Consider the following 26,218-nt stretch of genomic DNA (forward strand, 5'->3'; position numbering starts at 1 on the left):
GCCGAGTTGAGGTGGCGGGAGAGTGGGGCCGCAGGTGTGTGACACGTAAGTAGCACAGAAGGTTGTGTGGCCGCTGCGAGAGTTCTCCGTCACGTCCGCATGCTGGACGAGCCGTTCTATGCGTACGTGTTGTATCTATCCTGTGGGCATGGCCACGCCCACGAAACAACCACCTGCCGCCGACCGCGTCTACACCCATGTCAAGCAGGGCGTCCTCGACCGCCGTTACGAGGGCGGGACCCTGCTCACCGAAGGCGAGCTGGCCGAGGCCGTGGGGGTCTCGCGCACCCCTGTCCGGGAGGCGCTGCTCCGGCTGGAGGTGGAGGGCCTGATCCGGCTCTACCCGAAGAAGGGCGCCCTGGTCCTGCCGGTCTCCGCACAGGAGATCGCCGACGTGGTGGAGACCCGGCTGCTGGTGGAGGAGCACGCGGCCCGCAAGGCCGTACCGGCCCCGCCGGGGCTCCTGGAGCGGCTGGCCGAACTGCTGGAGCAGCAGAAGGCGCAGGCCGCGGCCGGTGATCTGGCCGGCGCGGCGAAGACCGACCGCTGCTTCCACGCCGAGATCGTGCGCAGCGGCGGCAACGCGATCCTCTCGCGCCTCTACGACCAGCTGCGCGACCGTCAGCTGCGGATGGGCGTCGCCGTCATGCACTCGCACCCCGACCGGATCGCCAAGACGCTCGCCGAGCACGAGGAGATCCTTCAGGCGCTGCGCCGCGGGGACGCGGAGGCGGCGGTCGGGATCGTGCACCGGCACGTGAGCTGGTTCTCGCACCTCGCCCGGGGGGAAGTGCGATGAGCAACGCCACTCTGCCGGGTGACGCTCCGGGCGGCCGCCGGGCTCTCGCGGTGTGGTCCGTCGGCGTCTCGGTCTACTTCGTCGCCGTCATCTTCCGTACGTCCCTGGGCGTGGCCGGCCTGGACGCGGCCGACCGCTTCCACGTGGGCGCCTCGGCCCTGTCCACCTTCTCGATCCTCCAGCTGATGGTCTACGCGGGCATGCAGATACCCGTCGGCCTGCTGGTCGACCGGCTCGGCACCAAGAAGGTGCTGAGCATCGGCGCGGTGCTGTTCACGGCGGGCCAGCTCGGCTTCGCCTTCTCGCCCTCCTACGGCACGGCGCTCGCCTCGCGCGCGCTGCTCGGGTGCGGCGACGCGATGACCTTCATCAGCGTGCTGCGCCTCGGCACGCGCTGGTTCCCGGCCCGGCGCGGGCCGCTCGTCGCGCAGCTCGCGGGCCTGGTCGGCATGGCGGGCAACCTGGTCTCCACCCTGGTCCTGGCCCGGCTGCTGCACGGCCTCGGCTGGACCCCGGCGTTCGCGGGCAGCGCGCTGGCCGGTGCAGTCGTCCTCGTGCTGACGCTGCTGTTCCTTAAGGACCACCCCGAGGGGCACGAGCCCGAGCCCTCCCCGCACCAGGGCGCGGCCTACGTCCGCCGGCAGATCTCCGCGGCCTGGCGGGAGCCGGGCACCCGGCTCGGCCTGTGGGTGCACTTCACCACCCAGTTCCCGGCGATGGTGTTCCTGCTGCTGTGGGGCCTGCCGTTCCTGGTCCGGGCGCAGGGACTCAGCCGTGCCACGGCCGGTGAACTGCTGACGCTCGTCGTCCTGTCCAACATGGTGATCGGCCTGGTCTACGGCCAGATCGTGGCCCGGCACCACGCGGCCCGGCTGCCGCTGGCCCTCGGCACGGTCGCGGCGACGGCGTCCCTGTGGGCGCTCACCCTCGCCTGGCCCGGCGAGCACGCTCCGATGGGACTGCTGGCGGCCCTCTGCGCGGTGCTCGGCGCGTGCGGTCCCGCCTCGATGCTCGGCTTCGACTTCGCCCGGCCGGCCAACCCGCCCGAGCGACAGGGCACCGCGTCCGGCATCACCAACATGGGTGGTTTCGTCGCCTCGATGACGACGCTGTTCGCGATCGGGGTGCTGCTGGACGCCACCGGTGACGACTACACGGTGGCCTTCTCGGCGGTGTTCGTCCTGCAGGCGCTGGGTGTGAGCCAGATTCTGCGGCTGCGGGGGCGGGCGGCTCGGCGGGAGCGGGAGCGGTTGGTGGCGAGCCGGGTGGAGACGGTGCATGTGCCTGCGGCTTGAGCCGGGTCTTCTCCCACCCGCGCACCGCCCGTTTCCAGTCGGCTGAGAGGCCGGGCGACCTGTGGGAGTTCTCGCCGTCGGCGGCTTTCCGGCCTTCACGGCTCCCTCTCCCAGGCCCACGCCGCTGACGTCGACACGCCACCGACGCCGACGCCGCGACTGATGCCGGTGCCGGCGCCGGGAGCGTCAGCTTGGCTTGAGCCGGCCCGGCCGCGTGGGACTGGGAGAGGGGCCGTGAAGGCCGGGCCGCCGGGCATGGCGCGCAGGCCCGCCGCGGGAACGGGCCGGTGACACCGAAGGTCCGGGCGGCCGCGGGCCTACGGCGTCACCGTGAAGTTGCGCAGGATCGCCGCCGTCAGGTCCGGGTCGCCCTCCGTCTTCACCCGGTCCGCCACCGCCTCCGGGCTCACGCGGCCGCAGGCCAGCCGGACGTAGGTCTCCCAGTCGAGGGTGAGGGTGGCGGCGGGGCCCAGCGCGGGGGCGGTCTCCAGGGTGCCGCGGCCCTGGATGTCGACGCGGATGGTGCGCAGGAACTCGATGGGTCCGTGCACATCGAAGACGACGGCGGAACTGCGCGGTGCGTTCGCGTCCTTGGCGACGACCTTGGGCAGCGCCTCCAGGAGGACGTCACGGACGATGTGCGAGCCCGGCGAGTCGAGGTTGCCGGGGTGGCCGAGGGCCGTGCGCAGGTCCTGTTCGTGCACCCACACGTCGAAGGCCCGGGTCCGCATCGCCTGTTCGAGGGTGACCTCGGTACCCAGCGCGCCGCGCATCGTGGCGCCGGGCTCGCGGGACTCGTTGCGCAGCTGGCGGTTGCGGCGGATGACCGTGTACTCCAGCTCCGCCGTCATCTCCGGCGCCGTGTGGTGGCGGCGGACGTCGACCTGCATCTCCATGTAGCGCTGGTGCTCGTTGGTGACGTGGAAGAGATCGCGGGGCAGCGTGTGGATGGGGCGCGGGTCGCCGAGCATCTCGCAGTCCAGGCCGATGACGTGCGAGACCACGTCACGGACCGACCAGCCCGGGCATGGAGTCCGCCGGTTCCACTCGCCCTCCGCGAGCGTGCCCACCAATTCGGATATCGCGTCGATGGAGTGGGTCCAGGCGTCGGCGTAGGGCTGGAGGGTGGGATGCAGACTCACGGAACGGGACCCCTCGGCGGTCGGTACACGGGCAGGTGGTGGCGGCTTGCCAGCGGGAGGTGGCTGCACTCGGCGGGTGTCTTGGGTCGCTAAGTTACGCTGCTCCGAGGCACCCCGGCAGTGCTTTCGTGTGACGATCGTAGGCCCGTGTGGACGACTCGAATGCCAGGACGGTGGTAGTGTGCGCGCTTCCCTGATCCAGATCGCCGTAGACGAGGGCGAATCGGTTGCCTCTCGGCGGCGGCGGACGGCCGCGCTGGTCCGCGAGCAGGCCGGAGCCGACCTCGTGGTCCTGCCCGAGCTGTGGACCACCGGAGCCTTCGCCTACGAGGCGTTCGGACCGGAGGCCGAGCCGCTCGAAGGCCCCACGTACGAGGCGATGGCCAAGGCGGCGAGCGACGCGGGCGTGTGGCTGCACGCCGGCTCCATCCCGGAGCGGACGGCATCCGGCAGCGGCTCCGCCGCGGGTGACGGTCCCCTCTACAACACCTCTCTCGTCTTCTCCCCCTCCGGTGATCTGGCCGCGGTCTACCGCAAGATCCATCGCTTCGGTTTCGACCAGGGCGAGGCCGTGCTGATGAGCGCCGGGCGGGACCTGGTGACGGTCCGGCTGCCCGGCACCACGCTCGGCCTGGCCACCTGCTACGACCTCCGTTTCCCCGAACTCTTCCGCTCACTCGTCGACGCGGGCGCCGAGACGCTGGTGATCCCGGCGGGCTGGCCCGAGCGGCGACGGGCGCACTGGACGCTGCTGGCTCAGGCGCGGGCGGTGGAGAACCAGGCGTTCGTGCTCGCGTGTGGAACGGCCGGGACACACGCCGGAGTTCCGCAGGCGGGTCACTCGATCGTGGTCGATCCGTGGGGCGAGGTGCTCGCCGAGGCGGGCGCCGGCGAGGAGGTCCTCACGGTCGACTTCGACCCGGCGAAGGTGGCGGCCACCCGCGAGCAGTTCCCGGCCCTGAAGGACCGGATGCTGGGCCTGGAGCCGCCGCGCCGCTGAACGACGCGGCGAACCCCAGAACCCCAGAACCCCAGAACCCCGGACCCCGGACCTCAGAACTTCGGACCCCTAGTCGTCCTCGCGTTCCTTCTGCGCCAGGTGGATCACGCACACCGCCACCGCGATCAGCAGCGCCGGGTCCGCGTCCTCGCGCACGATGTCGACGCCGTACGTGTCCCGGATGTGCAGCCAGCGGCGGGAGATCACCGCGAGGAGTTCGCCGTCGTACTCGATGGCGAACTCGTGGTCGAGGATCTTGCCGCTGACGTCCAGTTCGGAACCGTCGGCCAGGGCCACCCGGTAGTGGTTGCGCAGCAGGGACAGCCGTTTGCGCTTGATCGTGGCCAGGCCCTCGCCGTCCCGTTCGACCACCATGGTGTCGCGCAGGGCGAACATCTTCTGGTGGATGTCGATCAGGACGCGTCCCTGGGCGTCCTTCAGCTCGAAGGTGTCCCGCAGCCGCATCGCCTTGCCGTCGACGAGGAACACCTTCCGGCCGTGCTCGTCCTCGATCCAGTAGTCGTCACCGATGCCGAGGAGCCGGTCGCGTACGAGGAGTCTCATGCGGATACCGTTCCCCGGCCCGGCGGCATCATCACGGAGCCGGCGGGAACGGAACCGGAAGGCGGGGCGGACACCGGCCCGAAGCGCTTGCGGTAGTCCGAGGGACTCAGCCCCGTCTCGCGCCGCAGCCGCGCCCGCAGATTGGCCGCCGTACCCAGACCGCAGCGCGCCGCCACCACGTCCAGCCGCTCCTCTCCGCGCTCGATCAGCCGGCAGGCGAGCGCGACCCTCTCCCTGGTCAGCCAGGCCAGCGGGGTCGTGCCCAACTGGGCACGGAAGCGACGGTGCAGGGTGGCGGGGGAGACGGCCGCGCGGGCCGCCAGCCCGGCTACGGTCAGCGGCTCGCCGAGCCGTTCCTGGGCCCAGGCCAGCAGCGGGCCGAGCGACTCGTCGGGGACCGTGGGGACCGGCCGTTCCACGAACTGCCGCTGGCCGCCGTCCCGGTGGGCGGCGAAGACCAGGCGCCGGGAGACCGCGTTGGCGATCTCCGCACCGTGGTCCCGGCGCCAGATGTGCAGCCCGAGATCGAGCGCGGCCGCGCTGCCGGCGGCGGTCAGGATGTCGCCCTCGTCCACGAAGAGCACGTCCGGCTCCAGCCGCACCTTCGGGTGCAGCCCGCGGAAGGTGTCGGACCACAGCCAGTGGGTGGTGGCCCGTCTGCCGTCGAGCAGCCCCGCCTCGGCGAGCGCGAAGCTGCCGGTGCAGAAGCTCACGACCCGTGCGCCACGCGCGTGCGTGCGCGCGATCGCGTCCAGCACGTCCGGCCCGCGCGGTACGACGTTGTCCGGGCGGCCGGGCACGACCAGGGTGTCCGCCTCGTCCACCGCCTCCAGACCGGGAACCGCGGTCAGTGTGAAGAAGCCGTGGTTCATCCGCACCTCGGGCGTCGGCGTGCACAGCGTCACCTCGTACAGGGGCCGGGGCAGGCCCAGTTCGGGGCGAGGCAGGCCGAACAGTTCGGTGGCGACGCCCACCTCGAACGGGTTCGTGCCCCCGTCGACGATCACGGCGACCCGGTGGGGCCGCACCGGCTGAGAGGATCCTTGCGGCATATGCGATTTCTAGCACTCGTACGACGGTGACGGCACCCCGGACGATGAACGCATGGAACCGATCTCCCTCGAGGCGGCCCTCGCCTCCTTCACCGAGCGGTGGAGCCCCCGCATCGTGACCACCGTCAACGACTACGACGTACGCGTGGCCAAGGTCGAGGGCGAACACGTCTGGCACGTACACGACCACACCGACGAGTTCTTCCTGGTCCTCGGCGGCGAACTGCACCTCGCCCTCCGGGAGCCGGCCGGCGAGCGCACGGTCGTCCTGCCCAAGGGCTCGGTGTTCACCGTCCCGCGCGGCACCGAGCACAAGCCGTACGCGCCCGTGCCCGCCGAGATCCTGGTCTTCGAGCCCACCGGCACCCTCTCCGTGGGCGACCGGCACGACGAGGTCCCCGCGCACGTGGATACGACGACGGGCCACGCCCTGACCTGACCCAGTCCCGGAATCCACCGGGCCGAGAGGTGTCCCGGAGTTGAACTTCCCGTGCTCGCACGGAAGTTGACCAACCAATGAGGTGGGCCCCGAGTCGGACGTTGGGTAAGGCGCACAGCCGCGCACGTTCCTCTGGGAGGTCCCACATGCTCGCTCGTCCCGCCCGCCGCCGGGTGATACGCGCCGTCTCGGCGGCGACGCTGGTCCTCGGTACGGCCCTGGCCGCGCCGCTCACCCTGGCCGGCGCCGCCGGCGCCGCGCCGTCCTCGGCGACCGCCGAGGTCAACCAGTACGACTGGAAGCTCTTCTACACGGCCGCCCCCGGCCAGACCAACAAGGCCACCGTCACCGCCTCGCTCACCGCGGACCGCACGGGCTTCGTCTACGTGATCGACGACGTCGTCCCGATCACCGCGGGCCACGACTGCGCCTACCCCGACCGCGCGGACCACACGAAGGTCTCCTGCACGGTCACCGGTGTCGAGAGCCAGGACCCGTACCCCGCCCTGGTCATGGACCTCGGTGACCGCGACGACACGGTGGCGTACAAGAACGCCACCGACCAGGTCTACTCCTACGCCCAGATCTCGCTGGGCACCGGCAACGACACGGCGACCGACTCCGGCCGCCTCGACGGTGCCTACGTCTCGGGCAACGCGGGCAACGACACCATCACGGTGGGCAAGGAGGGCCTGGCCTGGGGCGGCGACGGCAACGACACGATCAACGCGGGCGGCGGCGACAACATCGTGCAGGGCGGCAAGGGCGACGACGCACTGCACGGCGGCGGGGCGGACCAGTACCTGTCCGGCGACGACGGCAACGACACGATCTCCGGCGGAACCGGCGACGACACCCTGAACGGCGGCAAGGGCAACGACGTCCTGTACGGCAACAGCGGCGACGACCGGCTGTACGGCAACAGCGGCGACGACCGGCTGTACGGCGGCGCGGGCCGGGACACGCTCTCCGGCGGCCCCGGCACGGATGTGATCCGCCAGAACTGAGGGCAGGGCTGAAGGGCAGTGCGGAAGGCCCCGAGGGCAGGCGCCGGACCGGCTGTCGGTGCCGGATGGCACGCTTGGAGCCATGACCGACTCCGCACGTCGACGCGCCCGCGTCCGCGCCCCCGAGCTGACCGGCAAGGGCGGCTGGCTGAACACGGGAGACAAGCAGTACACCCTGGCCGACCTGCGCGGACGCATCGTCGTCCTGGACTTCTGGACCTTCTGCTGCATCAACTGCCTGCACGTCCTGGACGAGCTGCGCGAGCTGGAGGAGAAGCACCGGGACACGGTGGTGGTCATCGGCGTTCACTCGCCGAAGTTCGTGCACGAGGCCGAGCACCGGGCGGTCGTGGACGCGGTGGAGCGGTACGGCGTGGAGCACCCGGTGCTGGACGACCCGGAGCTGGCCACCTGGAAGCAGTACGCGGTCCGGGCCTGGCCGACCCTCGTCGTCATCGACCCCGAGGGGTACGTGGTCGCCCAGCACGCCGGCGAGGGCCATGCGCACGCCATCGAGAAGCTGGTCGAGGAGCTGGAGACCGAGCACGCGGCGAAGGGCACGCTGCGCCGCGGCGACGGTCCTTACGTGCCGCCGGAGCCCGAGCCGACGGTGCTGCGCTTCCCCGGCAAGGCGCTGCTGCTGCCCGGCGGCACGTTCCTGGTCAGCGACACCACCCGGCACCAGCTGGTGGAGCTGGCCGAGGACGCCGAGACGGTCGTACGGCGCATCGGCGGCGGCGCGCGCGGATTCGCCGACGGCGGCCCCGGGGAGGCCGCCTTCAACGAGCCGCAGGGCCTCGCCCTGTCCGAGGACGGTACGGCGGTGATCGTCGCCGACACCGTCAACCACGCGCTGCGCCGCCTCGACCTCGCCACCGGCGGGGTGACCACCCTGGCCGGCACCGGCAGACAGTGGTGGCGGGGGTCCGCGACCTCCGGTCCGGCCCGTGAGGTGGACCTCTCCTCCCCGTGGGACGTGGCCGTCTTCGGCGCCAAGGTGTGGATCGCCATGGCGGGCGTGCACCAGCTGTGGACGTACGACCCCGCCACCGCGACCGTCGCCGTGGCGGCGGGCACCACCAACGAGGGCCTGGTGGACGGTCCCGGTGCCGAGGCCTGGTTCGCCCAGCCCTCCGGGCTCGCGGCCACCGCCGACCGGCTCTGGCTCGCCGACTCCGAGACCTCCGCGCTGCGCTGGGTGGACCTGGACGGACACGTCCACACCGCCGTCGGCACCGGCCTGTTCGACTTCGGCCACCGGGACGGCCCCGCCGGGCAGGCCCTGTTCCAGCATCCGCTCGGCGTCACCGCCCTGCCGGACGGCTCGGTCGCGGTCGCCGACACCTACAACCACGCCCTGCGCCGCTACGACCCCGCCACCGGCGAGGTCAGTACCCTCGCCGCCGATCTGCGCGAGCCCAGCGACGCCGTCCTCGTCGGCGAGGACATCGTGGTCGTGGAGTCGGCCCGGCACCGCCTGACCCGGCTGCGGCTGCCCGAGGAGGCGGTCCGCGTGGAGGCGGTCGCCCACCGTACGCAACGCGCGGCGACGGAGGTCGCCCCGGGCCGTCTCCGCCTGGACGTGATCTTCCAGGCCCCCGACGGCCAGAAGCTGGACAGCCGGTACGGTCCCTCGACCCGTCTGCTGGTCTCCGCGACCCCGCCCGAGCTGCTGCTCGAGGGTGAGGGGGCGGACACCGACCTCTCACGCGAGCTGGAGCTGAACCCGGCCGTCGCGGAGGGCGTCCTGCACGTCTCGGCGATGGCGGCCTCCTGCGACGACGACCCAGCCAACTTGTACCCGGCCTGCCACGTCCACCAGCAGGACTGGGGCGTGCCGGTCCGCCTCACCGAGGGCGGGGCGGACCGGCTGCCGCTGATCCTGGCCGGGATGGAGGAGCGGTGACGGGTGGTCAGAGGACGTCGGCGTAGTCAAAAACAACGGTTCCGCAGGGGGGCGAGGGGGCGGAACTCAGCCCTCCAGAAACGCCACCAGCGCGTTCGCCAGCAGGAACGGGTCGTCGGCGCCGCACAGCTCGCGCACGCTGTGCATCGACAGGATCGCCACGCCGATGTCGACGGTGCTGATGCCGTGCCGGGCCGCGGTGATCGGGCCGATGGTGGTGCCGCAGGGCATCGAGTTGTTGGAGACGAAGGACTGGAAGGGGACGCCCGCCCTCTCGCAGGCGGCGGCGAACACCGCGCGGCCCGAACCGTCCGTGGCGTAGCGCATGTTGACGTTGACCTTGAGGATCGGGCCGCCGTTGACGCGCGGGTGGTGCGTCGGGTCGTGCCGCTCCGCGTAGTTGGGGTGGACGGCGTGGCCCGTGTCGGAGGACAGGCAGACCGTGCCGGCGAGGGCGCGCGCCCGGTCCTCGTACGACCCGCCGCGCGCGAACACCGAGCGCTCCAGCACCGTGCCGAGCAGCGGGCCGTCCGCGCCGGTGTCGGACTGCGAGCCGTTCTCCTCGTGGTCGAAGGCGGCCAGCACGGGGATGTGGGTGAGCGCGGCGTCTGAGGTCGCGGCGGCGGCGAGGGCGGCCGTGCCCGCGTGCACCGACAGCAGGTTGTCCATCCGGGGCCCGGCGACCAGCTCCCGGTCCCGGCCCAGGTAGGCGGGTGCCTCCACCGGGTGCGTCATCAGGTCCCAGCCGGCCACCGAGCCCGCGGCAAGACCCGACTCCGCCTCCAGGAACGCGATCAGGTCACCCTCGCGCGGGTCGTCGCCGAGGCCCCACACCGGCTGCAGATGGCGCTGCTTGTCGAGCTTGAGGCCCTCCGAGGAGACCGAACGGTCCAGGTGGATGGCGAGTTGGGGCACCCGCAGCAGCGGGCGGTCCACGTTGACGAGGACCGAGGAGCCGTCGCGCAGGGTCAGCCGGCCGGCCAGGCCCAGGTCCCGGTCGAGCCAGGAGTTCAGCAGCGGGCCGCCGTAGATCTCCACCGCGACCTGCCGCCAGCCGTGCGCCCCGGTGTCCGGCCGCGGCTTGACGCGCAGGTTCGGCGAGTCGGTGTGCGCGCCGATGATGCGGAAGGGGGTGTGGGCCGCGGCGCCCTCGGGGACGTACCAGGCCACGATCGCGCCGCCGCGCAGCACATACCTGCCGCCGCTCGACCCGTCCCAGGCATCGGTCTCCGCGACCCTCCTGAAGCCCGCCTTCTCCAGTCGCTCGGCGGCGTTCGTCACGGCGTGGTACGGCGACGGGCTCGCCGCCAGGAAGGACATCAGGTCGTCGGTGTGGCCGCGGTCGAAGCGGGCTGGTGCGCTCATGGGGCTTACCTTAACGACGTGCGTGGGCCCGTCCCCGGTACGGGAACGGGCCCACGCAGGCGATCAGTGGGTGCGGAGCGGGTCCTTCAGCGGCTCAGAAGGCGGCCTCGTCCAGCTCCATCAGGTCGAGGTCGACGTTCTCCGAGATCTTGCGGGCCAGGGTGACACCGGGCAGGACGTTGGCCGCGAAGAACTTCGCCGCCGCGATCTTGCCGGTGTAGAACGCCACGTCCTTGGAGGCGGCCGTCTGCAGCTTCTCGGCGGCGATGGCGGCACCCTTGAGCAGCAGGTAGCCGACGATGACGTCACCGGAGGCCAGCAGCAGGCGGCTGGTGTTCAGGCCCACCTTGTAGATGTTCTTGACGTCCTGCTCGGTGGCCGCGAGGTCGGTCAGCATCAGGCCGACGATCGCCTCCAGCTCCACGGCGGCCTTCGCGAGGTGCTCGCGGGCGCCCGCCAGCTCCTCGCCGCCGGTGCCCAGCGCCAGGAACTTCTTGATGTCCTCGGCGAGGGCGTTCAGCGCGGTGCCCTGGTTGCGGACGATCTTCCGGAAGAAGTAGTCCTGGCCCTGGATGGCGGTCGTGCCCTCGTAGAGGGTGTCGATCTTGGCGTCCCGGATGTACTGCTCGATCGGGTACTCCTGCAGGAAGCCGGAGCCGCCGAAGGTCTGCAGCGACTGGGCGAGCTGCTCGTAGCCCTTCTCGGAGCCGTAGCCCTTGACGATCGGCAGGAGCAGGTCGTTCAGCGCGTGCTCGGCCGAGGCCTCCTCGCCGTTCGCCTCCTTGAGGGCGATCGTGTCCTGGACGGAGGCGGTGTAGAGGACGAGGGCACGCATGCCCTCCGCGTACGCCTTCTGCGTGATCAGCGAGCGGCGCACGTCGGGGTGGTGGGTGATGGTGACCTTCGGCGCGGCCTTGTCCATGAAGTTCGCCAGGTCCGGACCCTGGACGCGCTCCTTGGCGTACTCCAGCGCGTTCAGGTAGCCGGTCGACAGGGTCGAGATCGCCTTCGTGCCGACCATCATCCGGGCGAACTCGATGATGCGGAACATCTGGCGGATGCCGTCGTGCTTGTCACCGATCAGCCAGCCCTTGGCCGGGTGACGGTCGCCGAAGGTCATCTCGCAGGTGTTGGAGGCCTTCAGGCCCATCTTGTGCTCGACGTTGGTGGCGTAGACGCCGTTGCGCTCGCCCAGCTCGCCGGTCTCGAAGTCGAAGAGGTACTTCGGGACGAGGAAGAGGGACAGACCCTTGGTGCCCGGTCCCGCGCCCTCGGGGCGCGCCAGCACGTAGTGAAGGATGTTCTCCTCCATGTCGTGCTCACCGGAGGTGATGAAGCGCTTCACGCCCTCGATGTGCCAGGAGCCGTCCTCCTGCTGGACCGCCTTGGTGCGGCCGGCGCCCACGTCCGAACCGGCGTCCGGCTCGGTGAGCACCATGGTGGAGCCCCAGGTCTTCTCCACGGCGATCGTCGCGAGCTTCTTCTGCTCCTCGGTGCCCTCCTCGAAGAGGATGCGGGCGAACGCCGGGCCGGAGGAGTACATCCACACGGCCGGGTTCGCGCCGAGGATCAGCTCCGCGTAGGCCCAGATCAGGGACGGCGGGGCGGTGGTGCCGCCGATCTCCTCGGGCAGGCCCAGGCGCCAGTACTCGGAGTCCATGAAGGCCTTGTAGCTCTTCTTGAAGGACGCGGGGACCGGCGCGGTGTTCGTCTCGGGGTCGAAGACCGGCGGGTTGCGGTCGGCGTCGGCGAAGGACTCGGCCAGCTCGTTCTCCGCGAGCCGGGTCAGCTCCTCCAGAACGCTCTTGGCGGTGTCCGTGTCCATCTCCTCGAACGGGCCGGTGCCGTACAGCTTGTCGCGGCCGAGCACTTCGAAGAGGTTGAACTCGATGTCGCGGAGATTGGACTTGTAGTGCCCCATGGTGACGGCTCCGTATAGGACTCGGCGAGGCACTGGCTCCTCGCATCTGGTTCACGTACCAACAAGTAGTTCCGATGATGCTACCCGTCGGTAATAAGAAGCAACCCCCGCCGGTCCAAGTGTGAGAAGGGTCTACTCGGCAGCGCCGGAGAGCAGTCTCGCCCGGCGCTCGGGCTGCTCGGCGAACGGCGGGTGACCGCCGGGTATCGCGTGCCCTCGGGTGCCGTCGCTCCCGTCTCCTTCGCCGCCGCCTCCACGTCCTCGGGGCCGAGGGCCTCCAGTGCGGCCGGGCTCAGGGTGTGGGCGACCGGGTACCCCCCGGGGCATGGAGAGAGGGGCCGAATCTGTAGCGGACGATACACAAACTGTAGCAGCGTTCTATAGCGTTCGCTACATAAATTTCCCCGGGCCCCGCCGAACCCTCCCCGCTCGGTACGCTTGCGCCCATGTACGGATACGGCCAGCCCATGGACGGGGGCGCCGCTCAGCAGCAGTACGCCCAGCCGCAGCAGCAGATGCCTGGCGGTGTCGGCGGGTACGGCCAGCAGCCGCCGCTGTACCCGGAGCCGTCCCCGCCCTCGCTCGCGGACGCGGTGCGCGCCTTCACCACCGGGCAGATGTCCGCCGAGGACTTCCAGCAGATCTTCGCGACGTCGAAGGTGTACTGCCCGCGCGGCGACACCCCCGGCTTCCTCGCCCTGCACAACACCCAGCAGCCGGTGATCCCGATGTTCACCTCGCTCAAGGAGCTGCGCCGGTACGCGGGCAAGGAGTCCAAGTACTTCGTGATCACCGGCGCCGAGGTGATCGATCTGCTGCCGACCGGCTACGGCTTCGTCCTGGACATGGAGGGCGAGCACCGGATGGTGTTCGACGCCAAGGCGGTGGAGCAGATGGTCGACTTCGCGATGCGCCGGATGTACGGCTAGCGGCCGTCGTCGCGCGTACGGCGGTCGGGACGCGCGCGAGCGTTCGCGGACACGGAGCACGGAGCCCGGAGGGAATTTCCTCCGGGCTCTCTCTGTTGGGGCTAGCAGAAAGTTCAACGCTCAACTAAAGTGGGCGCACAAGGAGGTACCGAACATGCCTGCAGTGACCGTCGAGAACCCGCTGACGCTGCCCCGGGTGGCCGCTCCCGCCGACGCCGTGGCACGCCCCGTGCTGGCCGTCACGACCGCACCGAGCGGTTTCGAGGGTGAGGGATTCCCGGTGCGCCGGGCGTTCGCCGGGATCAACTACCGCCACCTCGACCCGTTCATCATGATGGACCAGATGGGCGAGGTGGAGTACGCGCCGGGCGAGCCCAAGGGCACCCCGTGGCATCCGCACCGTGGCTTCGAGACCGTCACCTACATCATCGACGGGATCTTCGACCACCAGGACTCCAACGGCGGTGGCGGCACCATCACCAACGGTGACACCCAGTGGATGACCGCGGGCTCGGGTCTGCTGCACATCGAGGCTCCGCCGGAGTCGCTCGTCATGTCCGGCGGTCTCTTCCACGGCCTTCAGTTGTGGGTGAACCTCCCGGCCAAGGACAAGATGATGCCCCCGCGCTACCAGGACATCCGCGGCGGCAACGTCCAGCTGCTGACGTCCCCCGACGGCGGCGCGCTGCTGCGTGTCATCGCGGGCGAGCTGGACGGTCACCAGGGCCCCGGCATCACGCACACGCCGATCACGATGATCCACGCGACCCTCGCTCCGGGCGCCGAGATCACCCTGCCCTGGCGCGAGGACTTCAACGGCCTCGCCTACGTCCTCGCGGGCCGCGGCGGCGTCGGTGCGGAGCGCCGGCCCGTCCGCATGGGCCAGACCGCCGTGTTCGGCGCCGGTTCCGCGCTGACCGTGCGCGCGGACGAGAAGCAGGACGCGCACACGCCGGACCTGGAGATCGTCCTCCTCGGCGGACAGCCCATCCGTGAACCCATGGCGCACTACGGGCCGTTCGTCATGAACACCAAGGAAGAGCTGATGCAGGCCTTCGAGGACTTCCAGAAGGGCCGCCTGGGCACGATCCCGGCCGTTCACGGGATGACCGAGGGCGGGATGTGATCCTTCGCCGAGCGAACGCCCGAGGGTGCCCCGTCCGAGCCCGGACGGGGCACCCTCGGTGTCGTGTGCCCTCAACCAGCCTTGGACACAAGGGACTTCCACTCGTCCCGCCGTCGGCCGCCGCCGTGTGCGTCCCCGGCGCTCCCTGCCCGGGACTCCTGTCTGACAGAGAGTCAGGCTCCCCTGTATGCGCGGCGCTCTCGGAAATGCCGCCGCCGGGATGTTCGTAACACCGGCGTGTCGATGTCCGTTTTGTACGAGCTTCCTATTAAATCTCCTTTCTGTAAGAGATCGATCTGTGGCAGATCGCATCGACTCACTTCATGGAGATGACATGCACCAGCTTCGCAAGGCCGCAGTCCTGGTCGCCGCTCTCGGCAGCGTCGGACTCCTGAGCACCGGTACCGCCTACGCGGGCGGCGACCACGGGGGCCAGAACTTCAGTGCCCTGCAGAGTTCCAACTGCAAGTCGCACGATCTGAACCTCGACGTCCTCGGCGAGGTCGGCATCCTCAACGGCGTGCTGGGCAACGCGCTCAACGGCGAGGGTGACCCGGGCGCGCAGGGCACGCACATCGGCTCGACCATGGGCTGCAGCAACAGCGTCTTCTAAGGGGTCGGGTTCGATCCACGAGGTCGGTTCGATCGCCAGAGCAGACGAGGAAGCCCCCCGCGACGCGGGGGGCTTCTCCGCTTGTCCGTGTCGGCCGGGGGCGGGCGGCGGGTGCGCCCGACGGCTCCTTCTTTCGATACATCTGTGTCCGAACGCCATGTGCGCATCTTGTGACGGCGCGTCACAGTGCCTACAGTCCGGGCGTGTTCTGAGACGACGGCGCAGCTCAGACGGAGTGACGAGAGGCGAGCCGTGCAACTTTCCGATGTGAGCCGCAGGACCGGCGTACCGCTTCACACCCTGCGCACGTACGAGCGCAGGAGGCTGATCCCGGCCCTGCCCGAGCACGGCGAGGCGCAGATACGCCGGGTGGAGCTGGTCCGGGCCCTGCTGGAGGTGGGCGGGCTCGGGGAGTTGGAGGCGCTGCGGATCCTCGGGCTGCTCGACTGTTCGGACACCACGCTGAGCCGGCTGCTCGGCGCTGTGCAGTACTCGCTGCCGACCGCCGGATCGGCGAGCGACGACGGCAACTGGGCCCGCGCCGAGGAGCGGGCCCACGCACTGGCGCGGGCCCGGAACTGGCGGGTGAGCGAGCACAACCCGGCCTGGCGCACGCTCATCCAGTCGTTCGTCGTCATGGAGTGGCTGGGGCAGGAGGATCTGCTCCGTCTGCTGGACGCCTACGCGGAGGCGCTGGAGAAGGTCGCCGAGGCCGAGGTGCGGCTGGTCGTCGAGCGGCCCGATCCGGAGAGCGCGGTCACCCGCATGGTGACCGCGACCGTCATCGGCGACACGGTCATCGCCGCGCTGCGCCGCCTCGTCCACGAGCACGCCGTGAGCCGACTGGAGTGCTCCTCCGCCCCCACCGCCTGACGCGAGGAGTTGGCCGGTCGCCTTCACCTCAATCCATGATGAAAAAGGACAATTGCTGGCGGTAAAAGGCCAGGAACCCACCGGTAACTGACTGATATTTGACGATCACGCGCCGTTTCTAGCAGACTCCGTAGCGATCATGTGATCAAACCGGGCTCGTGTGTGAACAACGTGCGACCCGGGCGCGGACGGGGGAGGCTGCGTGCACATGTCACATTCGTCATGGGGTTCGGCATCCGGAGACGAACCGAAGAGCCAAGCAAGGCAACTCGCCGACCGGCTCGGTGAGATTCGGCCCGACCTGATCAACGCCTATCGGCAGGCGCTGGTGAGGCAGTGCAACCCGCTCGGGGTGAACCAGGAGGCCTGGATCACCTGCCGGGAACAGGCGGAGCAGATCATCGCGGACTGCCTGGGCGTGCTCAGGGAGGAGCGGGAGCCGTTACTGGACGTCGGCGTGTACCTCAAGGCGCGCCGACTCGGCGGGGCCCGCATCTCCCAGGGGATCGGCCCCATCCACTCGGTGCGCGCCGCCTCGGTGCTGTTCCAGATCGTGATGGACCAACTGGGCCGGGTCGCCACCGAGTTCCCCGGTTCCGAGCGTCATCTCATGAAGGCGCTGCTCGCCCTGCAGTCGTCGATCATCCGGCGCCTGGAGCAGGGCGCCATCGGACACGACCTCTTTCTGCTCGACGTCGTACGCGACGCCGCGCAGCAGGGCCGTAACAGCATGGCCCGGGAGATCCACGACCGGATCGGCAGCGCGGCGAGCGTCGCGCTGCGGCAGCTGGAGCTGTACGAGCTGACCCAGAACGGGGACGTGCGCACGGACGTCCGGCTCGCGGCGCTCAAGCAGGCCATCCAGGAGACGCAGTACATCACCCGTGACCTCGTGTCCGAACTGCGCACCCGGCTGGACACCACCCGCTCGCTACAGGTCGCGCTCTCCTCGTTCGTCACCGCGATGGCGCTGGACAAGCCCGTCGTGGAGATCGCGGTGGACGACCCCGACGACCGGCTGCCGCCCCGGATCGCCGACGACCTCTATCTGATGCTGCGCGAGTGTCTGCGCAACGCCTTCGCGCACGCCTCCGCATCCCGCATCGACATCGCACTCGCCTTCGACCACGACCTGGTCAGGGCCTCGGTGCGGGACGACGGCGTCGGTTTCGACCCCGAGCGGCGCACCGGGCACGGGCTCGCCTCGCTGGTCGAGCGCAGCAGGCTGCTCGGCGCCACCCTCACCATCACCAGCGCTTTGGGAGAGGGGACCACGGTCGAGCTGTGCGTCCCGGTCGGCAAGGAGGATCATGGCGGTGCCGAGTAGATCCGAGACGGACGGCGACCCGATCCGCATCATCGCCGTGGACGACCATTCGCTGCTGCGCGACGCGCTGTGCCAGTTGATCGAGGCGGAGGACGATCTGACGGTCGTGGCCGACGCGGACCGCACCCAGGGGCTGGCCGAACTGGTCGAGCGGACCGCCGCGCAGGTCGTGCTGCTGGACGTGGAGATCCCCGGAAGCCACGCGCCCACGGTGGTCGCCGAACTGACGGATCGATTTCCCGCCCTGCACGTGCTGATGCTGAGCATGCACGGGGACACCCAGCTCGTGCAGGAACTGCTGGCGAGGGGAGCGCGCGGATATCTGCACAAGAGCGTGCCGCGGGAATCGTTGCTCGCGGCGATCCGCAACGCGGTCGCCCGTGATCCCCAGCTCACCATCGCTTTGCCCAGCAGTGGAATTCACGGATCCGGATTCGCCGCCCCGGAACAGCAGCGGCTGTCGCCCCGGGAGAGGGAAGTGCTCACCCTTGCGGCGGCGGCCCTGAGTAATCGGCAGATAGCGAACCGGCTGAACGTCGCCGAAGGTACCGTGAAGCGCCACCTGCGGAATATCTTCGAGAAACTCGGTGCGGTATCCCGTATCGACGCCGTGAACAAGGCGCGAGACGCTCAGCTGATACCCAGGCCGTGATCTTCGACCGCGGGGGCGGTGGCGGCGGCCCGGCGCCGAGGGGGTGAGAGGGCGAGGGAGGTGAGAGCAAATTAATCGACTCGTAACGCGCCCCGGGAATATGCCTCTTTCGGGGTAGGCGTGCTGCATCCGGAGGGTATGCTCGTCGCGCGCCCGTTCGCGTAGATTCGCCAGTATGTCGCGAGTGATATTAGGGAAACACTCCGAAGCGGTATCGTCCACCGTCGCGAAAAAACCACTTGAAAAACTTCGGCCGAGCAGATTGCTGAGGTTCGCCGTGCTCTGCCTCCGGGAATCCCGGGGAGCGGTCCTGGTGATTTTTCTGCTGCGTTTTCTGCTGCCCTCGGCGGGCGGCACCGTGCCCGGCACGGCCCGGCCCGCACTGCTCCTCGGGGCGGCCGCCTGGGCCTCGGCCGTCGCCGCCGTCTACCTCTACAACGGCGTCACCGACGTCGGGGAGGACCGCTCCAACGGCTCCGTCCGCCCCGTGGCGAGCGGGCTGCTCCCGCTCGCCACGGCACTGCGCGCCGCCGGGACGCTGGCCGCACTGGCCGTCGTCCTCGGTGCCCTGGTCTCCGCGAAGATGTGCCTGGTCACCGCGGGCTTCCTGCTGCTCGGGTACGGGTACTCCGCCCCCGGCATCGCCCTCAAGCGCACCACCCCCGGAACCATCGCCGTGGTGATCGGCGGCGGGGCGCTCACCTACCTGGCGGGCCTGCTCTGCGCCGGCTTGCCGCTGACGCCCGCCGTGCTGGCCTTCTGCACCGCCATGTGCCTGTGGATGGGGCTGGTCGGCGCGATCGCCAAGGACTTCTCGGACGCGGCGGGCGACGCCCGGCACGGCCGCCGCAACTGGACCGTGCTCCACGGGGCCCGCGCCACGGCCCTGCTGGCCGCCGTCAGCGCCGTGACGATCGGGGCGGGCCTCCTGGTGTGCGCGCTCTCGCCGGCCGGACCCGGCCTGCTGCCTCCCGCCGTGGTGCTGCTCGGCGGTGCGCTGGCGCTCGCCGGGGTCTGTCCCGGTCTGCGGCAGGGCGGCACGCGCGCGGAGCGGAGGCTGCCGTACCGGGCCTTCATGATCACGCAGTACGCGGTGCACCTCGTGGTGCTCGCGCATCCCATCAGCTGAACGGAAAGACGGGGGAATGACGATGATTCCGAGCCAGGGGCACCTCGGGCCGGACGGCAGGACGGCGGGTGCGCGAGACGGCGCCCCGGGCGTGCGGATCCTGGGGCCGCTGGAGGTCGCCGTCGGCGGCGCGGCCTACCGGCCGCGCGGACCGCAGGTGCGCAAGGTGCTCGCCCTGCTGGCGGTGCATCCTCGCGAGATCGTGGACGTGGCCACGCTCGTGGAGGAACTGTGGGACGGGGCGCCGCCGGCGACGGCCGTGAGCACCGTCCGCACGCACGTCTACCACCTGCGCCAGGAACTGGAGCGGGAACTGGGCCCCGTCGCGCGCGACACGGTGGTCACCGAGGGCTCCGGATACCTCCTGGACGTGCCGGCGGGCCGGCTGGACATCGAGGAGTTCACCGCGCTGTGCGGCAACGCGCGGGCCGGGCTGCGGGCCGGGCGCCGGGAGAGCGCGCTGGAGGCGCTGGACGCGGCGCTCGGCATGTGGCGCGGGCGCCCGCTGGCCAACGTGGCCCAGGGCAGGGTGCTCACCGGGCACACCGCCCGCATCGAGGAACTCCGGCTGCGGGCCCAGGAGCTGCGCATCGAGGCGGCCATGGGGCTCGGGCAGCACCGTGAGGTCGTCCCCGAGCTGATCCGGCTCGTCGCCGTGGACCCGCTCAACGAATGGCTGCACGCCCGGCTCATCGACGCCCTGCACCGCAGCGGCCGGCGCAGCGATGCGTTGCGCGCCTTCCACCACGTGCGCAGCGTCCTGGCCGAGGAACTGGGACTGGAACCGTCCGAGGACCTGCGCCGGCTGCAGCACCACATCCTGGCGGGGGAGAGAGCGGTATGAGCGTCCCGACGACCGGCGCGGTGGCCGGCTCCCCGCGCGCGGACGGCACCGGCACCGCTACCCCAGGCATCCGGGTCTGGACGGTCGCCACGGCCCCGGCGGCCGCCGCGGCCCCGTACGAGGAGGCGTACGCCGTCCTGGACGAGGCGGAACGGTCCCGGCTCGCCGGGCTGCGGCGGCCCGGAGACCGGATGCGCTATCTCGCGGTCCACCACGCCTTCCGGTCCGTCCTCGGCCGGGCGCTGGACATCGCGCCCGCGGCGGTCCGCTTCCGCCGGTACTGCGCGGGATGCGGACAGGAGGGACACGGCAAGCCGGTGCCCTCGGCGCCCGACGGCCGGACCCTCGCGGCCAGCCTGTCCCATTCGGGGGCGTACGCGCTGATCGCGGTCGGGGACGGCCCGCACCCGCCGGTCGGGGTCGACATCGAACGGATACGGCCGCACATGGACTGGAGCGGCATCCCCTGTGTCTCCGGGGGCGGCACCACACACGGATTCGAGCAGTGGACGCGCGCGGAGGCGTTGGTGAAGGCGGCCGGGACCGGCCTGACCCGCACCCCGCCGCACTACACCGGGCGGGTGTTCGGCACCTGGCGCGAGGCCCGGGTGCCCGGTTCGGATCCGCGGTGGTACGTGCGCAGCGTGCGCTCTCCCGACGGGTACGCGGCGTCGGTGGCCTGCGGCAGCGCGGACGCGCGTGTGACGACCGTGCGATGGGTGCCGTAGCGGGATCTCATGGGTGAGCGGCACCTCATGGGTGAGGGGGCGGACCGGCCGGTCCGCCCCCTCACGCGTGGGGAGCGCGGTTGTTCAGCGCAGCAGTACGCAGCTGGGGCTGGCCACCCGCAGGGGGGCCGCGGCGGGGGTGAGGCGGCCGGTCGCCCGGTCGAGGCGGAACGCGCTGACCGACTGGCCCGCCTGGTTCGCCGTGTAGACGTAGCGGCCCGAGCCGTCCAGGGCCACGTCCCTGGGCCAGCGGGTGCCGGGCGCCTTCGCGGTGACCGGCTGCGACTCCAGCAGGGTGAGCGTGCGGCCCGAGGGGGACACGCGGAACGACTCGACGGTGTCCAGACCCCGGTCCGCGGTGACCAGGAGCCTGCCGTCCGCGGTGACATGGACGGCGGAGGGGGCGTTGCGCGGATTGATGCCCGGCGGTGCCACGGAGGCGTGCGAGACCGGGGTCAGCCTGCCGGTGGCGGCGTCGTAGGCCAGCACGCTGACGGTGTGGCCGAGTTCGTTGGTCACGTAGGCCAGGTGACCGCGCGGGTGGAAGACGAGATGGCGGGGGCCGACGCGGCTGCCGAGCCGGGTGGCGCCGACCGGGGTGAGGCGCCCGGCGCGGGTGTCGAAGTCGTAGACGTGGACGTGGTCGTCGCCCTTGTCGGGCACGAGCACCCGGGTGCCCCGCGGGTCGAACGCGATCATGTGCGGGTGCGGACCGCGCTGTTCCACCGGGTCCGGGCCACGGCCCCGGTGGCGGATCACCTGGACCGCCTCGCCCAGGCCGCCGTCGCCCGCGACCGGCAGGACGACGATGTGCCCGGAGTCGTAGTTGACCGTGAGCAGGAAGCGGCCCTCGGGGTGGACCGCGAGGTGCACCGGCGCCGCTCCCCCGCTGGAGCGGGGGCGGCCCAGCGGGTGCAGCCGGTCCCCGTCGATCCGGTAGGCGTGGACGGCTCCGGTGGCTCCGTGGGGGAGCTGGCTGACCGCGTACAGGTGGTCTCGGCCGGGCGAGAGCGTGAGGTACGACGGGTTCGCGATGTCCCGTTGCCAGCCGCGCAGACGCAGGCGTCCGGCGGCGTCGACCGTGGCGACACCGATGCCGGGCAGGCCGGGCAGGCCGTACTCGCCGATGGTGAAGCCGCCGATGTAGGCGTGGTGCGCGTGCGGCCGGGGTGTGCCTCCGGCCGCCGCCGTGGTGCCGCTCCAGCCGAGCGCGGCCGCCGCGCCGGCACCGGCGAGGGTGAGGAGGCGGCGGCGGGTGTACGAGGGTCCTTGTCCGCCGGGGTCGGGCAGGGTTCCGCCGGGGTCGGGCTGGGTTCTGTCGGGGTTCATACGTCGGCTCCGAAGACCAGGCCTGGCGCGCACAGGACGGTGAGTCCCGCGACGCACAGGGCGAGGAGGACCTGCCACACGCCGCGCAGGTTCCTGATCCGGCCGGTGCGTCGCGCCACGGCGAGTACGGCGATGGCGGCGGCCCAGGCGGGCAGCATCAGGCGCAGGGCGACCTCGCCGGTGAACAGCAGCTGGGCATGGGGCGTGATGCATCCGGTGGCCGTGCAGGGACTCGGCCGGGCGGAGGAGGACAGGGCCGTGCTCACGCCGAAGTAGAGCAGGGGGCCGAGGGCCGCGACGGCTGTCGTCCACACATAGGGAGCGAGGCCGGTGGGGCGCGGTGCCCGGCGCCGGGTGACGGTGAGGGCGGCGAGGGCCGGCGCCCAGCCGGCGAGGACGCCGAAGAGACCGGCGTGCGCGGCCTCCGACAGCGTGGCCCACAGGCCGTCGGCGTCCAGGGAGGCGTGCGGGAGGGCCAGCAGTGCTGTCGCCGCGGTGAGGGCGCCGGCCGTGTGGGCCCAGGTGCGGGCGAAGGACGGGGCTCCGGCCCAGCCGACGAGTACTCCGGCGAGTGAGACCAGGAGCAGGGGTGGGCCTGCCGTCACCCCCCACGGCAGCGGGAATCCGGGCAGTGCTTCTCCGAGGGGGGCGGACCAGGTGCCCCAGCTGCCGAAGAGGGCGGTGAGTATGGCGGTGACGCAGGCGGCTACGGCGGACGCCTCGGCTTCGCCCCGGGCGAGTCCTTTGCCACCCGCACCACCCGTGCGGCTTGCGTCGCCGGGTGCGGGCGTCCCCGGCGGGGCACCCGCACCGCCGGCGGCTTGCGGCACATCCCGCGACTCCGCTTCCACCAGCGACGCCGCTTGCGCCGACGGCTTCGCTTCCGCGTTCTGGCGGGGGTGCGCCGCGCCCCGGATTCCCGTCGGGGGATTTTCGGGGGCGGGGCGCGGCGCGGTTCGGGGGTGGGCCGGGGGGACCGGCGTCCCGGGCCGGGGTGCCGGGACGCCGGACGGGTGCCGGGCCGTGGTCACCGCAGGGCCTCTGTGCGGGTGGCGGACGAGCGCGCGGAGGTCAGGTCCGGCCCGTCCGACTCGCGCAGGCCGTAGCGGGACCACCAGCGGGCCAGCGGTGCGGGGGCCCACCAGGCCCGCTTGCCGAGCAGGGCCATCGTCGCCGGGACCAGCAGACCGCGCACGACGGTCGCGTCGACGACCACGGCGATGACCAGGCCCACGCCGATCATCTTCATGAAGAGGATGGAGGACGTCATGAAGCCGCCCACCACCACGACCAGCAGCAGCGCGGCGCTGGTGATGATGCGCGCGGTGCGCTGCAGGCCCAGCGCCATCGACTCCACCGGATCACCGCTGACCTCCCACTCCTCGCGGACCCGGGAGAGCAGGAACACCTCGTAGTCCATGGCCAGTCCGAAGGCGATCGCCACGACGAGCACCGGGAAGTTGGCGTCCACCGCGCCGATCGGCTGGAATCCGAGCAGACCGGACAGATGCCCGTCCTGGAAGATCCACTTGATGGCGCCGAACGCGGCGAGCAGCGACAGCAGGTTCAGCACCACCGACTTCAGCGGCAGCAGCAGCGACCCGAAGGCCAGGAAGAGCACCAGGAAGGAGACGGCGGCCACGAACAGCGCCATCCACGGCAGCCGGGAGCCGATCATGCCGACGATGTCGACCCGGGACGCCGGCATGCCGGTGACGAGGGTCTTCGCGCCCTGGGGCGCGGCGGTGCCGCGGATCTCGTGGACCATGTCCGCGGCGGCCCGCGACATCGGCTCGGGGCGGTAGGCGATGGTCACCCGGGCGTCGTGACCGGCGTATGCGGTGGGCGTCGCCGACACCACGCCCTCGGCCTTCTCCAACCGCTTCGCGTACGCGGCGACTTCGCTCTTGTCCGCCGTACCGTCGAAGCGCACCACCGAGGTCATGACGCGGCCGGGGTTGACCGGGAAGTCGGACTCCAGGTGCCGGCTGACGACCTTGGCGTCGCCGTTCGACGGCAGTACCCACTCGCCGGGCCGGGCCCAGTTGACCCCGAGCAGCGGGGCGCCGAGGCCGACCAGGGCCAGCACGATGACGAGCGTGGACAGCAGCGGGCGGCGCATCACGGCGTGAGCCGTGCGGTACCAGCGGCCCTGCGTCTCCGGCTTCGGCTCGCGGCGGCCGCCCGGCAGCGGGACGCGCCACTTGTCGATGCGGTGGCCGGTGTAGCGCAGCAGGGCGGGCAGCAGGGTGAGGGAGCCGATCACCGCGAAGGACACGACCGCCACGGCCGCGTAGCCCATGGAGGACAGGAACCGGGACGGGAAGAGGATCAGGCCCGCGAAGGAGATCGCGACCGCGAGACCGGAGAAGGCCACGGTGCGCCCGGCCGTGGCCGTGGCCCGGACGACCGCCTCGTCGATGCCGGCGCCCCCGCGCAGCTCCTCGCGGTACCGGTTGACCAGGAACAGCGCGTAGTCGATGGCGAGTCCGAGGCCGAGGATCGTGATGACGTTGATGACGGTGCTGGAGATGTCCGTGAACATCGTCAGCACGCGCAGCACCACGAACGAGCCGAGGGCCACGAACGTGCCGACGGCCAGCGGCAGCAGGGCCGCGACGGCGCTGCGGAAGATCAGTACGAGCAGCAGGAGCAGCAGCGGCACCGAGAGCATTTCGGCCCGTCCGATGTCCTTCCCGGTAAGGGAGTTGACCTGCTCGGTCATGGCCGCCACCCCGCCGAAGCGGACCTCGGTGCCGTCGGCGGCGAAGCGGTCCTCGATCTTCTTGAGCAGCTCGACCTGCTTCTGGTCGTCGTCGCTCGTGAACTGCACGGTGACGTAGGTCTGCCGGCGGTCCTTGGAGACGTACGCGTTCTGGCCCTGGCGGCCGGGGTGCCAGTAGGAGTCGAGGCGTTCGATGCCGGAGCGGGGTACGGCGTCGAGGGCCGAGCGGACGGCCGGGCCGAAGTCGTCGACCGTCCGGCCGCCCCGCTTCGACTCGTACAGGACGATCAGATCGTTGGACTCGCGCCCGAGCGGGCCGTCCAGGACCTTGTCGGCGCGCACGGATTCGCTGGACGGGTCGTCGAAACCGGCACCACCGGTGAACGAACCGAATACTCCGGTTCCCCAGATCCCGGCGAACAGTGTGAATACGACGGCGGCGACGACCACCCATTTCCGGCGCCGCGCGGTGAATTCTCCGATGGCGGCAAACATTCCCGTCTCCCTGGCTTGGTCTTGGGGCTTCGTTGTGGCTGGCGATGGACTACCGGACCCCTCGTCACAAGCCTTTCAGGGACCGGAATTTCAAAGGAATGTGCACTTTCGGGTGGGCGTCATGCCTCTTTCGGTGCATCGGCGGCCTCGGGCAGCCGTGGCACGCGCCGCTGCACGGCGGTCGCCACGGCGGCGACGCCCAGCGACAGACCGAGCCCGAGGGCCACGGCGGCCACGGGGTCGTCGCTGACCGAGCCGCCGAAGTAGCCCGCGCCCACCGAGTAGGCGGCCCAGACCGTCTCGGCGATGGCCGCACCGGCCAGGAACCGCCGCGTGGGACAGCCCGTGGCGCCGGCGGCGAGGCCGCCGAGGAGCCGCCCGCTGGGCAGGAAGCGCACCCCGACGACGAACGGCAGACCGCGCCGCCGCATCTGCTGCGACGCCCATGCGAACAACTCGCCGCGCCGCCCGCCGAGCGCCGAACGGCGCAGGCGGTCCCCGGCCGACCGGCCGAGGCGGTGCAGCAGCAGATCGCCGAGCACGGCGCTGCCGGCCACCGACAACAGGATCAGTACGAGGGACATCTCGCCGCGTGCGGCCAGCATCCCGCTGGTGATGAGCAGCAGGTTGTTCGGCAGCAGGGGCGGCAGCGTGGTGAGCGCCAGGACCGCGTACGCCCAGCAGGCCAGCTCCCCGAGCCGGGGGGCCAAAGGCGCGGTCAGGTCGGCCCATGACAGGAGCGACGAGAGGTCCAAGGCTTCCCCCAGTCCGGTCGGTCGGCCGCCTTGAGGCGGCGTCAAGTCAGGCTCCGCAGTGTGTCTTTGGAGGCATGTGTCGGGTCAAAGGTGAGTAATGACCGCAGGTCACAGGGTCGTTAGCGTCGTGTTGGCGTCGAGCGGCCCGACCCTGGGTCCAACAGTAACCTAAAGTATCGATAGTTTCACTACCACTAAGGACG

At 71.2% G+C, this 26,218-nt stretch carries 24 protein-coding genes; 15 read left to right on the forward strand and 9 right to left on the reverse strand.

Annotated elements, in window-relative coordinates:
- The first annotated feature begins 148 nt into the window (after positions 1 to 148).
- A complete protein-coding gene (locus AVL59_RS00565; protein ID WP_067316729.1) occupies positions 149 to 799 on the forward strand; it encodes a GntR family transcriptional regulator in 651 nt (216 codons plus the stop codon).
- Entirely contained in the window at positions 796 to 2,094 is a 1,299-nt protein-coding gene (locus AVL59_RS00570) for an MFS transporter (RefSeq protein WP_067299246.1), read from the forward strand. Before AVL59_RS00565 ends, AVL59_RS00570 begins: the two co-directional genes overlap by 4 nt.
- 317 nt (positions 2,095 to 2,411) lie before the next feature.
- On the opposite strand, the gene AVL59_RS00575 is transcribed toward AVL59_RS00570, so the two are convergent.
- On the reverse strand, positions 2,412 to 3,236 hold the full coding sequence (locus AVL59_RS00575; RefSeq protein WP_067299247.1) for a maleylpyruvate isomerase family mycothiol-dependent enzyme: 825 nt from the start codon (positions 3,234 to 3,236) through the stop codon (positions 2,412 to 2,414).
- A gap of 181 nt (positions 3,237 to 3,417) precedes the next feature.
- Here AVL59_RS00575 and AVL59_RS00580 point away from each other — a divergent pair, with 181 nt between their 5' ends.
- Complete coding sequence (locus tag AVL59_RS00580; protein ID WP_067299248.1) at positions 3,418 to 4,236, forward strand: carbon-nitrogen family hydrolase; 819 nt, start codon at positions 3,418 to 3,420, stop codon at positions 4,234 to 4,236.
- A gap of 69 nt (positions 4,237 to 4,305) precedes the next feature.
- On the opposite strand, the gene AVL59_RS00585 is transcribed toward AVL59_RS00580, so the two are convergent.
- Positions 4,306 to 4,800, reverse strand: a complete 495-nt coding sequence (locus AVL59_RS00585; RefSeq protein WP_067299249.1) for an LURP-one-related/scramblase family protein — start codon at positions 4,798 to 4,800, stop codon at positions 4,306 to 4,308.
- Positions 4,797 to 5,852, reverse strand: coding sequence for a GlxA family transcriptional regulator (locus AVL59_RS00590; RefSeq protein ID WP_067299250.1), 1,056 nt, complete (start codon positions 5,850 to 5,852; stop codon positions 4,797 to 4,799). The genes AVL59_RS00585 and AVL59_RS00590 overlap by 4 nt, the downstream gene beginning before the upstream one ends.
- A gap of 52 nt (positions 5,853 to 5,904) precedes the next feature.
- On the opposite strand from AVL59_RS00590, the gene AVL59_RS00595 reads away from it, so the two are divergent.
- From AVL59_RS00595 to AVL59_RS00605, 3 genes are all read left to right on the forward strand, one after another.
- Positions 5,905 to 6,291, forward strand: coding sequence for a cupin domain-containing protein (locus AVL59_RS00595; protein WP_067299251.1), 387 nt, complete (start codon positions 5,905 to 5,907; stop codon positions 6,289 to 6,291).
- A gap of 146 nt (positions 6,292 to 6,437) precedes the next feature.
- Positions 6,438 to 7,298 carry a calcium-binding protein gene (locus AVL59_RS00600; protein WP_067299252.1) on the forward strand — a complete coding sequence of 287 codons (861 nt, stop codon included), beginning with the start codon at positions 6,438 to 6,440 and terminating at the stop codon, positions 7,296 to 7,298.
- 82 nt (positions 7,299 to 7,380) lie between these two features.
- Positions 7,381 to 9,204 (forward strand): thioredoxin-like domain-containing protein, encoded by a 1,824-nt coding sequence (locus AVL59_RS00605; RefSeq protein ID WP_067299253.1) that lies wholly within the window; start codon positions 7,381 to 7,383, stop codon positions 9,202 to 9,204.
- A gap of 66 nt (positions 9,205 to 9,270) precedes the next feature.
- Here AVL59_RS00605 and AVL59_RS00610 read toward each other — a convergent pair whose 3' ends face one another.
- Positions 9,271 to 10,569, reverse strand: a complete 1,299-nt coding sequence (locus AVL59_RS00610; RefSeq protein WP_067299254.1) for a M18 family aminopeptidase — start codon at positions 10,567 to 10,569, stop codon at positions 9,271 to 9,273.
- A gap of 94 nt (positions 10,570 to 10,663) precedes the next feature.
- The gene (locus AVL59_RS00615; protein ID WP_067299255.1) at positions 10,664 to 12,490 is read right to left on the reverse strand and encodes an acyl-CoA dehydrogenase; all 1,827 of its coding nucleotides are present in this window, start codon (positions 12,488 to 12,490) and stop codon (positions 10,664 to 10,666) included.
- A gap of 446 nt (positions 12,491 to 12,936) precedes the next feature.
- Between AVL59_RS00615 and AVL59_RS00620 the strand changes: the two genes are divergently transcribed.
- From AVL59_RS00620 to AVL59_RS00660, 9 genes are all read left to right on the forward strand, one after another.
- Positions 12,937 to 13,419: an SseB family protein gene (locus AVL59_RS00620; protein WP_067299256.1), complete on the forward strand. Its 483-nt coding sequence runs from the start codon at positions 12,937 to 12,939 to the stop codon at positions 13,417 to 13,419.
- Positions 13,420 to 13,573: 154 nt separating this feature from the next.
- The gene (locus AVL59_RS00625; RefSeq protein WP_067299257.1) at positions 13,574 to 14,545 is read left to right on the forward strand and encodes a pirin family protein; all 972 of its coding nucleotides are present in this window, start codon (positions 13,574 to 13,576) and stop codon (positions 14,543 to 14,545) included.
- A 334-nt stretch (positions 14,546 to 14,879) separates the two neighbouring features.
- Positions 14,880 to 15,158, forward strand: a complete 279-nt coding sequence (locus tag AVL59_RS00630; RefSeq protein ID WP_067299258.1) for a hypothetical protein — start codon at positions 14,880 to 14,882, stop codon at positions 15,156 to 15,158.
- 267 nt (positions 15,159 to 15,425) lie between these two features.
- Positions 15,426 to 16,031 (forward strand): MerR family transcriptional regulator, encoded by a 606-nt coding sequence (locus AVL59_RS00635; RefSeq protein ID WP_067299259.1) that lies wholly within the window; start codon positions 15,426 to 15,428, stop codon positions 16,029 to 16,031.
- Positions 16,032 to 16,239: 208 nt separating this feature from the next.
- Complete coding sequence (locus tag AVL59_RS00640) at positions 16,240 to 17,358, forward strand: sensor histidine kinase (RefSeq protein WP_067299260.1); 1,119 nt, start codon at positions 16,240 to 16,242, stop codon at positions 17,356 to 17,358.
- On the forward strand, positions 17,342 to 18,010 hold the full coding sequence (locus AVL59_RS00645; protein ID WP_067299261.1) for a response regulator: 669 nt from the start codon (positions 17,342 to 17,344) through the stop codon (positions 18,008 to 18,010). The genes AVL59_RS00640 and AVL59_RS00645 overlap by 17 nt, the downstream gene beginning before the upstream one ends.
- Before the next feature lie 313 nt (positions 18,011 to 18,323).
- Positions 18,324 to 19,139 carry a UbiA family prenyltransferase gene (locus AVL59_RS00650; RefSeq protein ID WP_159399841.1) on the forward strand — a complete coding sequence of 272 codons (816 nt, stop codon included), beginning with the start codon at positions 18,324 to 18,326 and terminating at the stop codon, positions 19,137 to 19,139.
- Between the two features lie 16 nt (positions 19,140 to 19,155).
- The gene (locus tag AVL59_RS00655; protein ID WP_079146458.1) at positions 19,156 to 19,983 is read left to right on the forward strand and encodes an AfsR/SARP family transcriptional regulator; all 828 of its coding nucleotides are present in this window, start codon (positions 19,156 to 19,158) and stop codon (positions 19,981 to 19,983) included.
- Positions 19,980 to 20,711, forward strand: a complete 732-nt coding sequence (locus tag AVL59_RS00660; RefSeq protein WP_067299263.1) for a 4'-phosphopantetheinyl transferase family protein — start codon at positions 19,980 to 19,982, stop codon at positions 20,709 to 20,711. Before AVL59_RS00655 ends, AVL59_RS00660 begins: the two co-directional genes overlap by 4 nt.
- Before the next feature lie 84 nt (positions 20,712 to 20,795).
- Here AVL59_RS00660 and AVL59_RS00665 read toward each other — a convergent pair whose 3' ends face one another.
- The 4 genes from AVL59_RS00665 to AVL59_RS00680 all read right to left on the reverse strand — a co-directional run bounded on the left by AVL59_RS00665 (position 20,796) and on the right by AVL59_RS00680 (position 26,015).
- Positions 20,796 to 22,040, reverse strand: coding sequence for a lactonase family protein (locus tag AVL59_RS00665; protein WP_079146459.1), 1,245 nt, complete (start codon positions 22,038 to 22,040; stop codon positions 20,796 to 20,798).
- Positions 22,037 to 22,870, reverse strand: a complete 834-nt coding sequence (locus tag AVL59_RS51935) for a hypothetical protein (RefSeq protein ID WP_159399842.1) — start codon at positions 22,868 to 22,870, stop codon at positions 22,037 to 22,039. The genes AVL59_RS00665 and AVL59_RS51935 overlap by 4 nt, the downstream gene beginning before the upstream one ends.
- A 197-nt stretch (positions 22,871 to 23,067) precedes the next feature.
- Complete coding sequence (locus AVL59_RS00675) at positions 23,068 to 25,260, reverse strand: MMPL family transporter (protein WP_067299265.1); 2,193 nt, start codon at positions 25,258 to 25,260, stop codon at positions 23,068 to 23,070.
- A gap of 119 nt (positions 25,261 to 25,379) precedes the next feature.
- Positions 25,380 to 26,015: a DedA family protein gene (locus tag AVL59_RS00680; RefSeq protein WP_067299266.1), complete on the reverse strand. Its 636-nt coding sequence runs from the start codon at positions 26,013 to 26,015 to the stop codon at positions 25,380 to 25,382.
- Positions 26,016 to 26,218 lie beyond the last annotated feature (203 nt).

The organism is Streptomyces griseochromogenes (genome assembly GCF_001542625.1).
Classification (GTDB): Bacteria; Actinomycetota; Actinomycetes; order Streptomycetales; family Streptomycetaceae; genus Streptomyces; species Streptomyces griseochromogenes.

What these genes read in the sequence shown, in the direction of transcription:
- AVL59_RS00585 (WP_067299249.1), bottom strand. Translation starts at nt 4,800, where the DNA reads ATGAGACTCCTCGTACGCGACCGGCTCCTCGGCATCGGTGACGACTAC.
- AVL59_RS00600 (WP_067299252.1), top strand. Translation starts at nt 6,438, where the DNA reads ATGCTCGCTCGTCCCGCCCGCCGCCGGGTGATACGCGCCGTCTCGGCG.
- AVL59_RS00615 (WP_067299255.1), bottom strand. Translation starts at nt 12,490, where the DNA reads ATGGGGCACTACAAGTCCAATCTCCGCGACATCGAGTTCAACCTCTTC.
- AVL59_RS00655 (WP_079146458.1), top strand. Translation starts at nt 19,156, where the DNA reads ATGACGATGATTCCGAGCCAGGGGCACCTCGGGCCGGACGGCAGGACG.
- AVL59_RS00610 (WP_067299254.1), bottom strand. Translation starts at nt 10,569, where the DNA reads ATGAGCGCACCAGCCCGCTTCGACCGCGGCCACACCGACGACCTGATG.
- AVL59_RS00570 (WP_067299246.1), top strand. Translation starts at nt 796, where the DNA reads ATGAGCAACGCCACTCTGCCGGGTGACGCTCCGGGCGGCCGCCGGGCT.
- AVL59_RS00665 (WP_079146459.1), bottom strand. Translation starts at nt 22,040, where the DNA reads ATGAACCCCGACAGAACCCAGCCCGACCCCGGCGGAACCCTGCCCGAC.
- AVL59_RS00640 (WP_067299260.1), top strand. Translation starts at nt 16,240, where the DNA reads ATGTCACATTCGTCATGGGGTTCGGCATCCGGAGACGAACCGAAGAGC.
- AVL59_RS00565 (WP_067316729.1), top strand. Translation starts at nt 149, where the DNA reads ATGGCCACGCCCACGAAACAACCACCTGCCGCCGACCGCGTCTACACC.
- AVL59_RS00595 (WP_067299251.1), top strand. Translation starts at nt 5,905, where the DNA reads ATGGAACCGATCTCCCTCGAGGCGGCCCTCGCCTCCTTCACCGAGCGG.
- AVL59_RS00605 (WP_067299253.1), top strand. Translation starts at nt 7,381, where the DNA reads ATGACCGACTCCGCACGTCGACGCGCCCGCGTCCGCGCCCCCGAGCTG.
- AVL59_RS00625 (WP_067299257.1), top strand. Translation starts at nt 13,574, where the DNA reads ATGCCTGCAGTGACCGTCGAGAACCCGCTGACGCTGCCCCGGGTGGCC.
- AVL59_RS00590 (WP_067299250.1), bottom strand. Translation starts at nt 5,852, where the DNA reads ATGCCGCAAGGATCCTCTCAGCCGGTGCGGCCCCACCGGGTCGCCGTG.
- AVL59_RS00645 (WP_067299261.1), top strand. Translation starts at nt 17,342, where the DNA reads ATGGCGGTGCCGAGTAGATCCGAGACGGACGGCGACCCGATCCGCATC.
- AVL59_RS00675 (WP_067299265.1), bottom strand. Translation starts at nt 25,260, where the DNA reads ATGTTTGCCGCCATCGGAGAATTCACCGCGCGGCGCCGGAAATGGGTG.
- AVL59_RS00630 (WP_067299258.1), top strand. Translation starts at nt 14,880, where the DNA reads ATGCACCAGCTTCGCAAGGCCGCAGTCCTGGTCGCCGCTCTCGGCAGC.
- AVL59_RS00660 (WP_067299263.1), top strand. Translation starts at nt 19,980, where the DNA reads ATGAGCGTCCCGACGACCGGCGCGGTGGCCGGCTCCCCGCGCGCGGAC.
- AVL59_RS00620 (WP_067299256.1), top strand. Translation starts at nt 12,937, where the DNA reads ATGTACGGATACGGCCAGCCCATGGACGGGGGCGCCGCTCAGCAGCAG.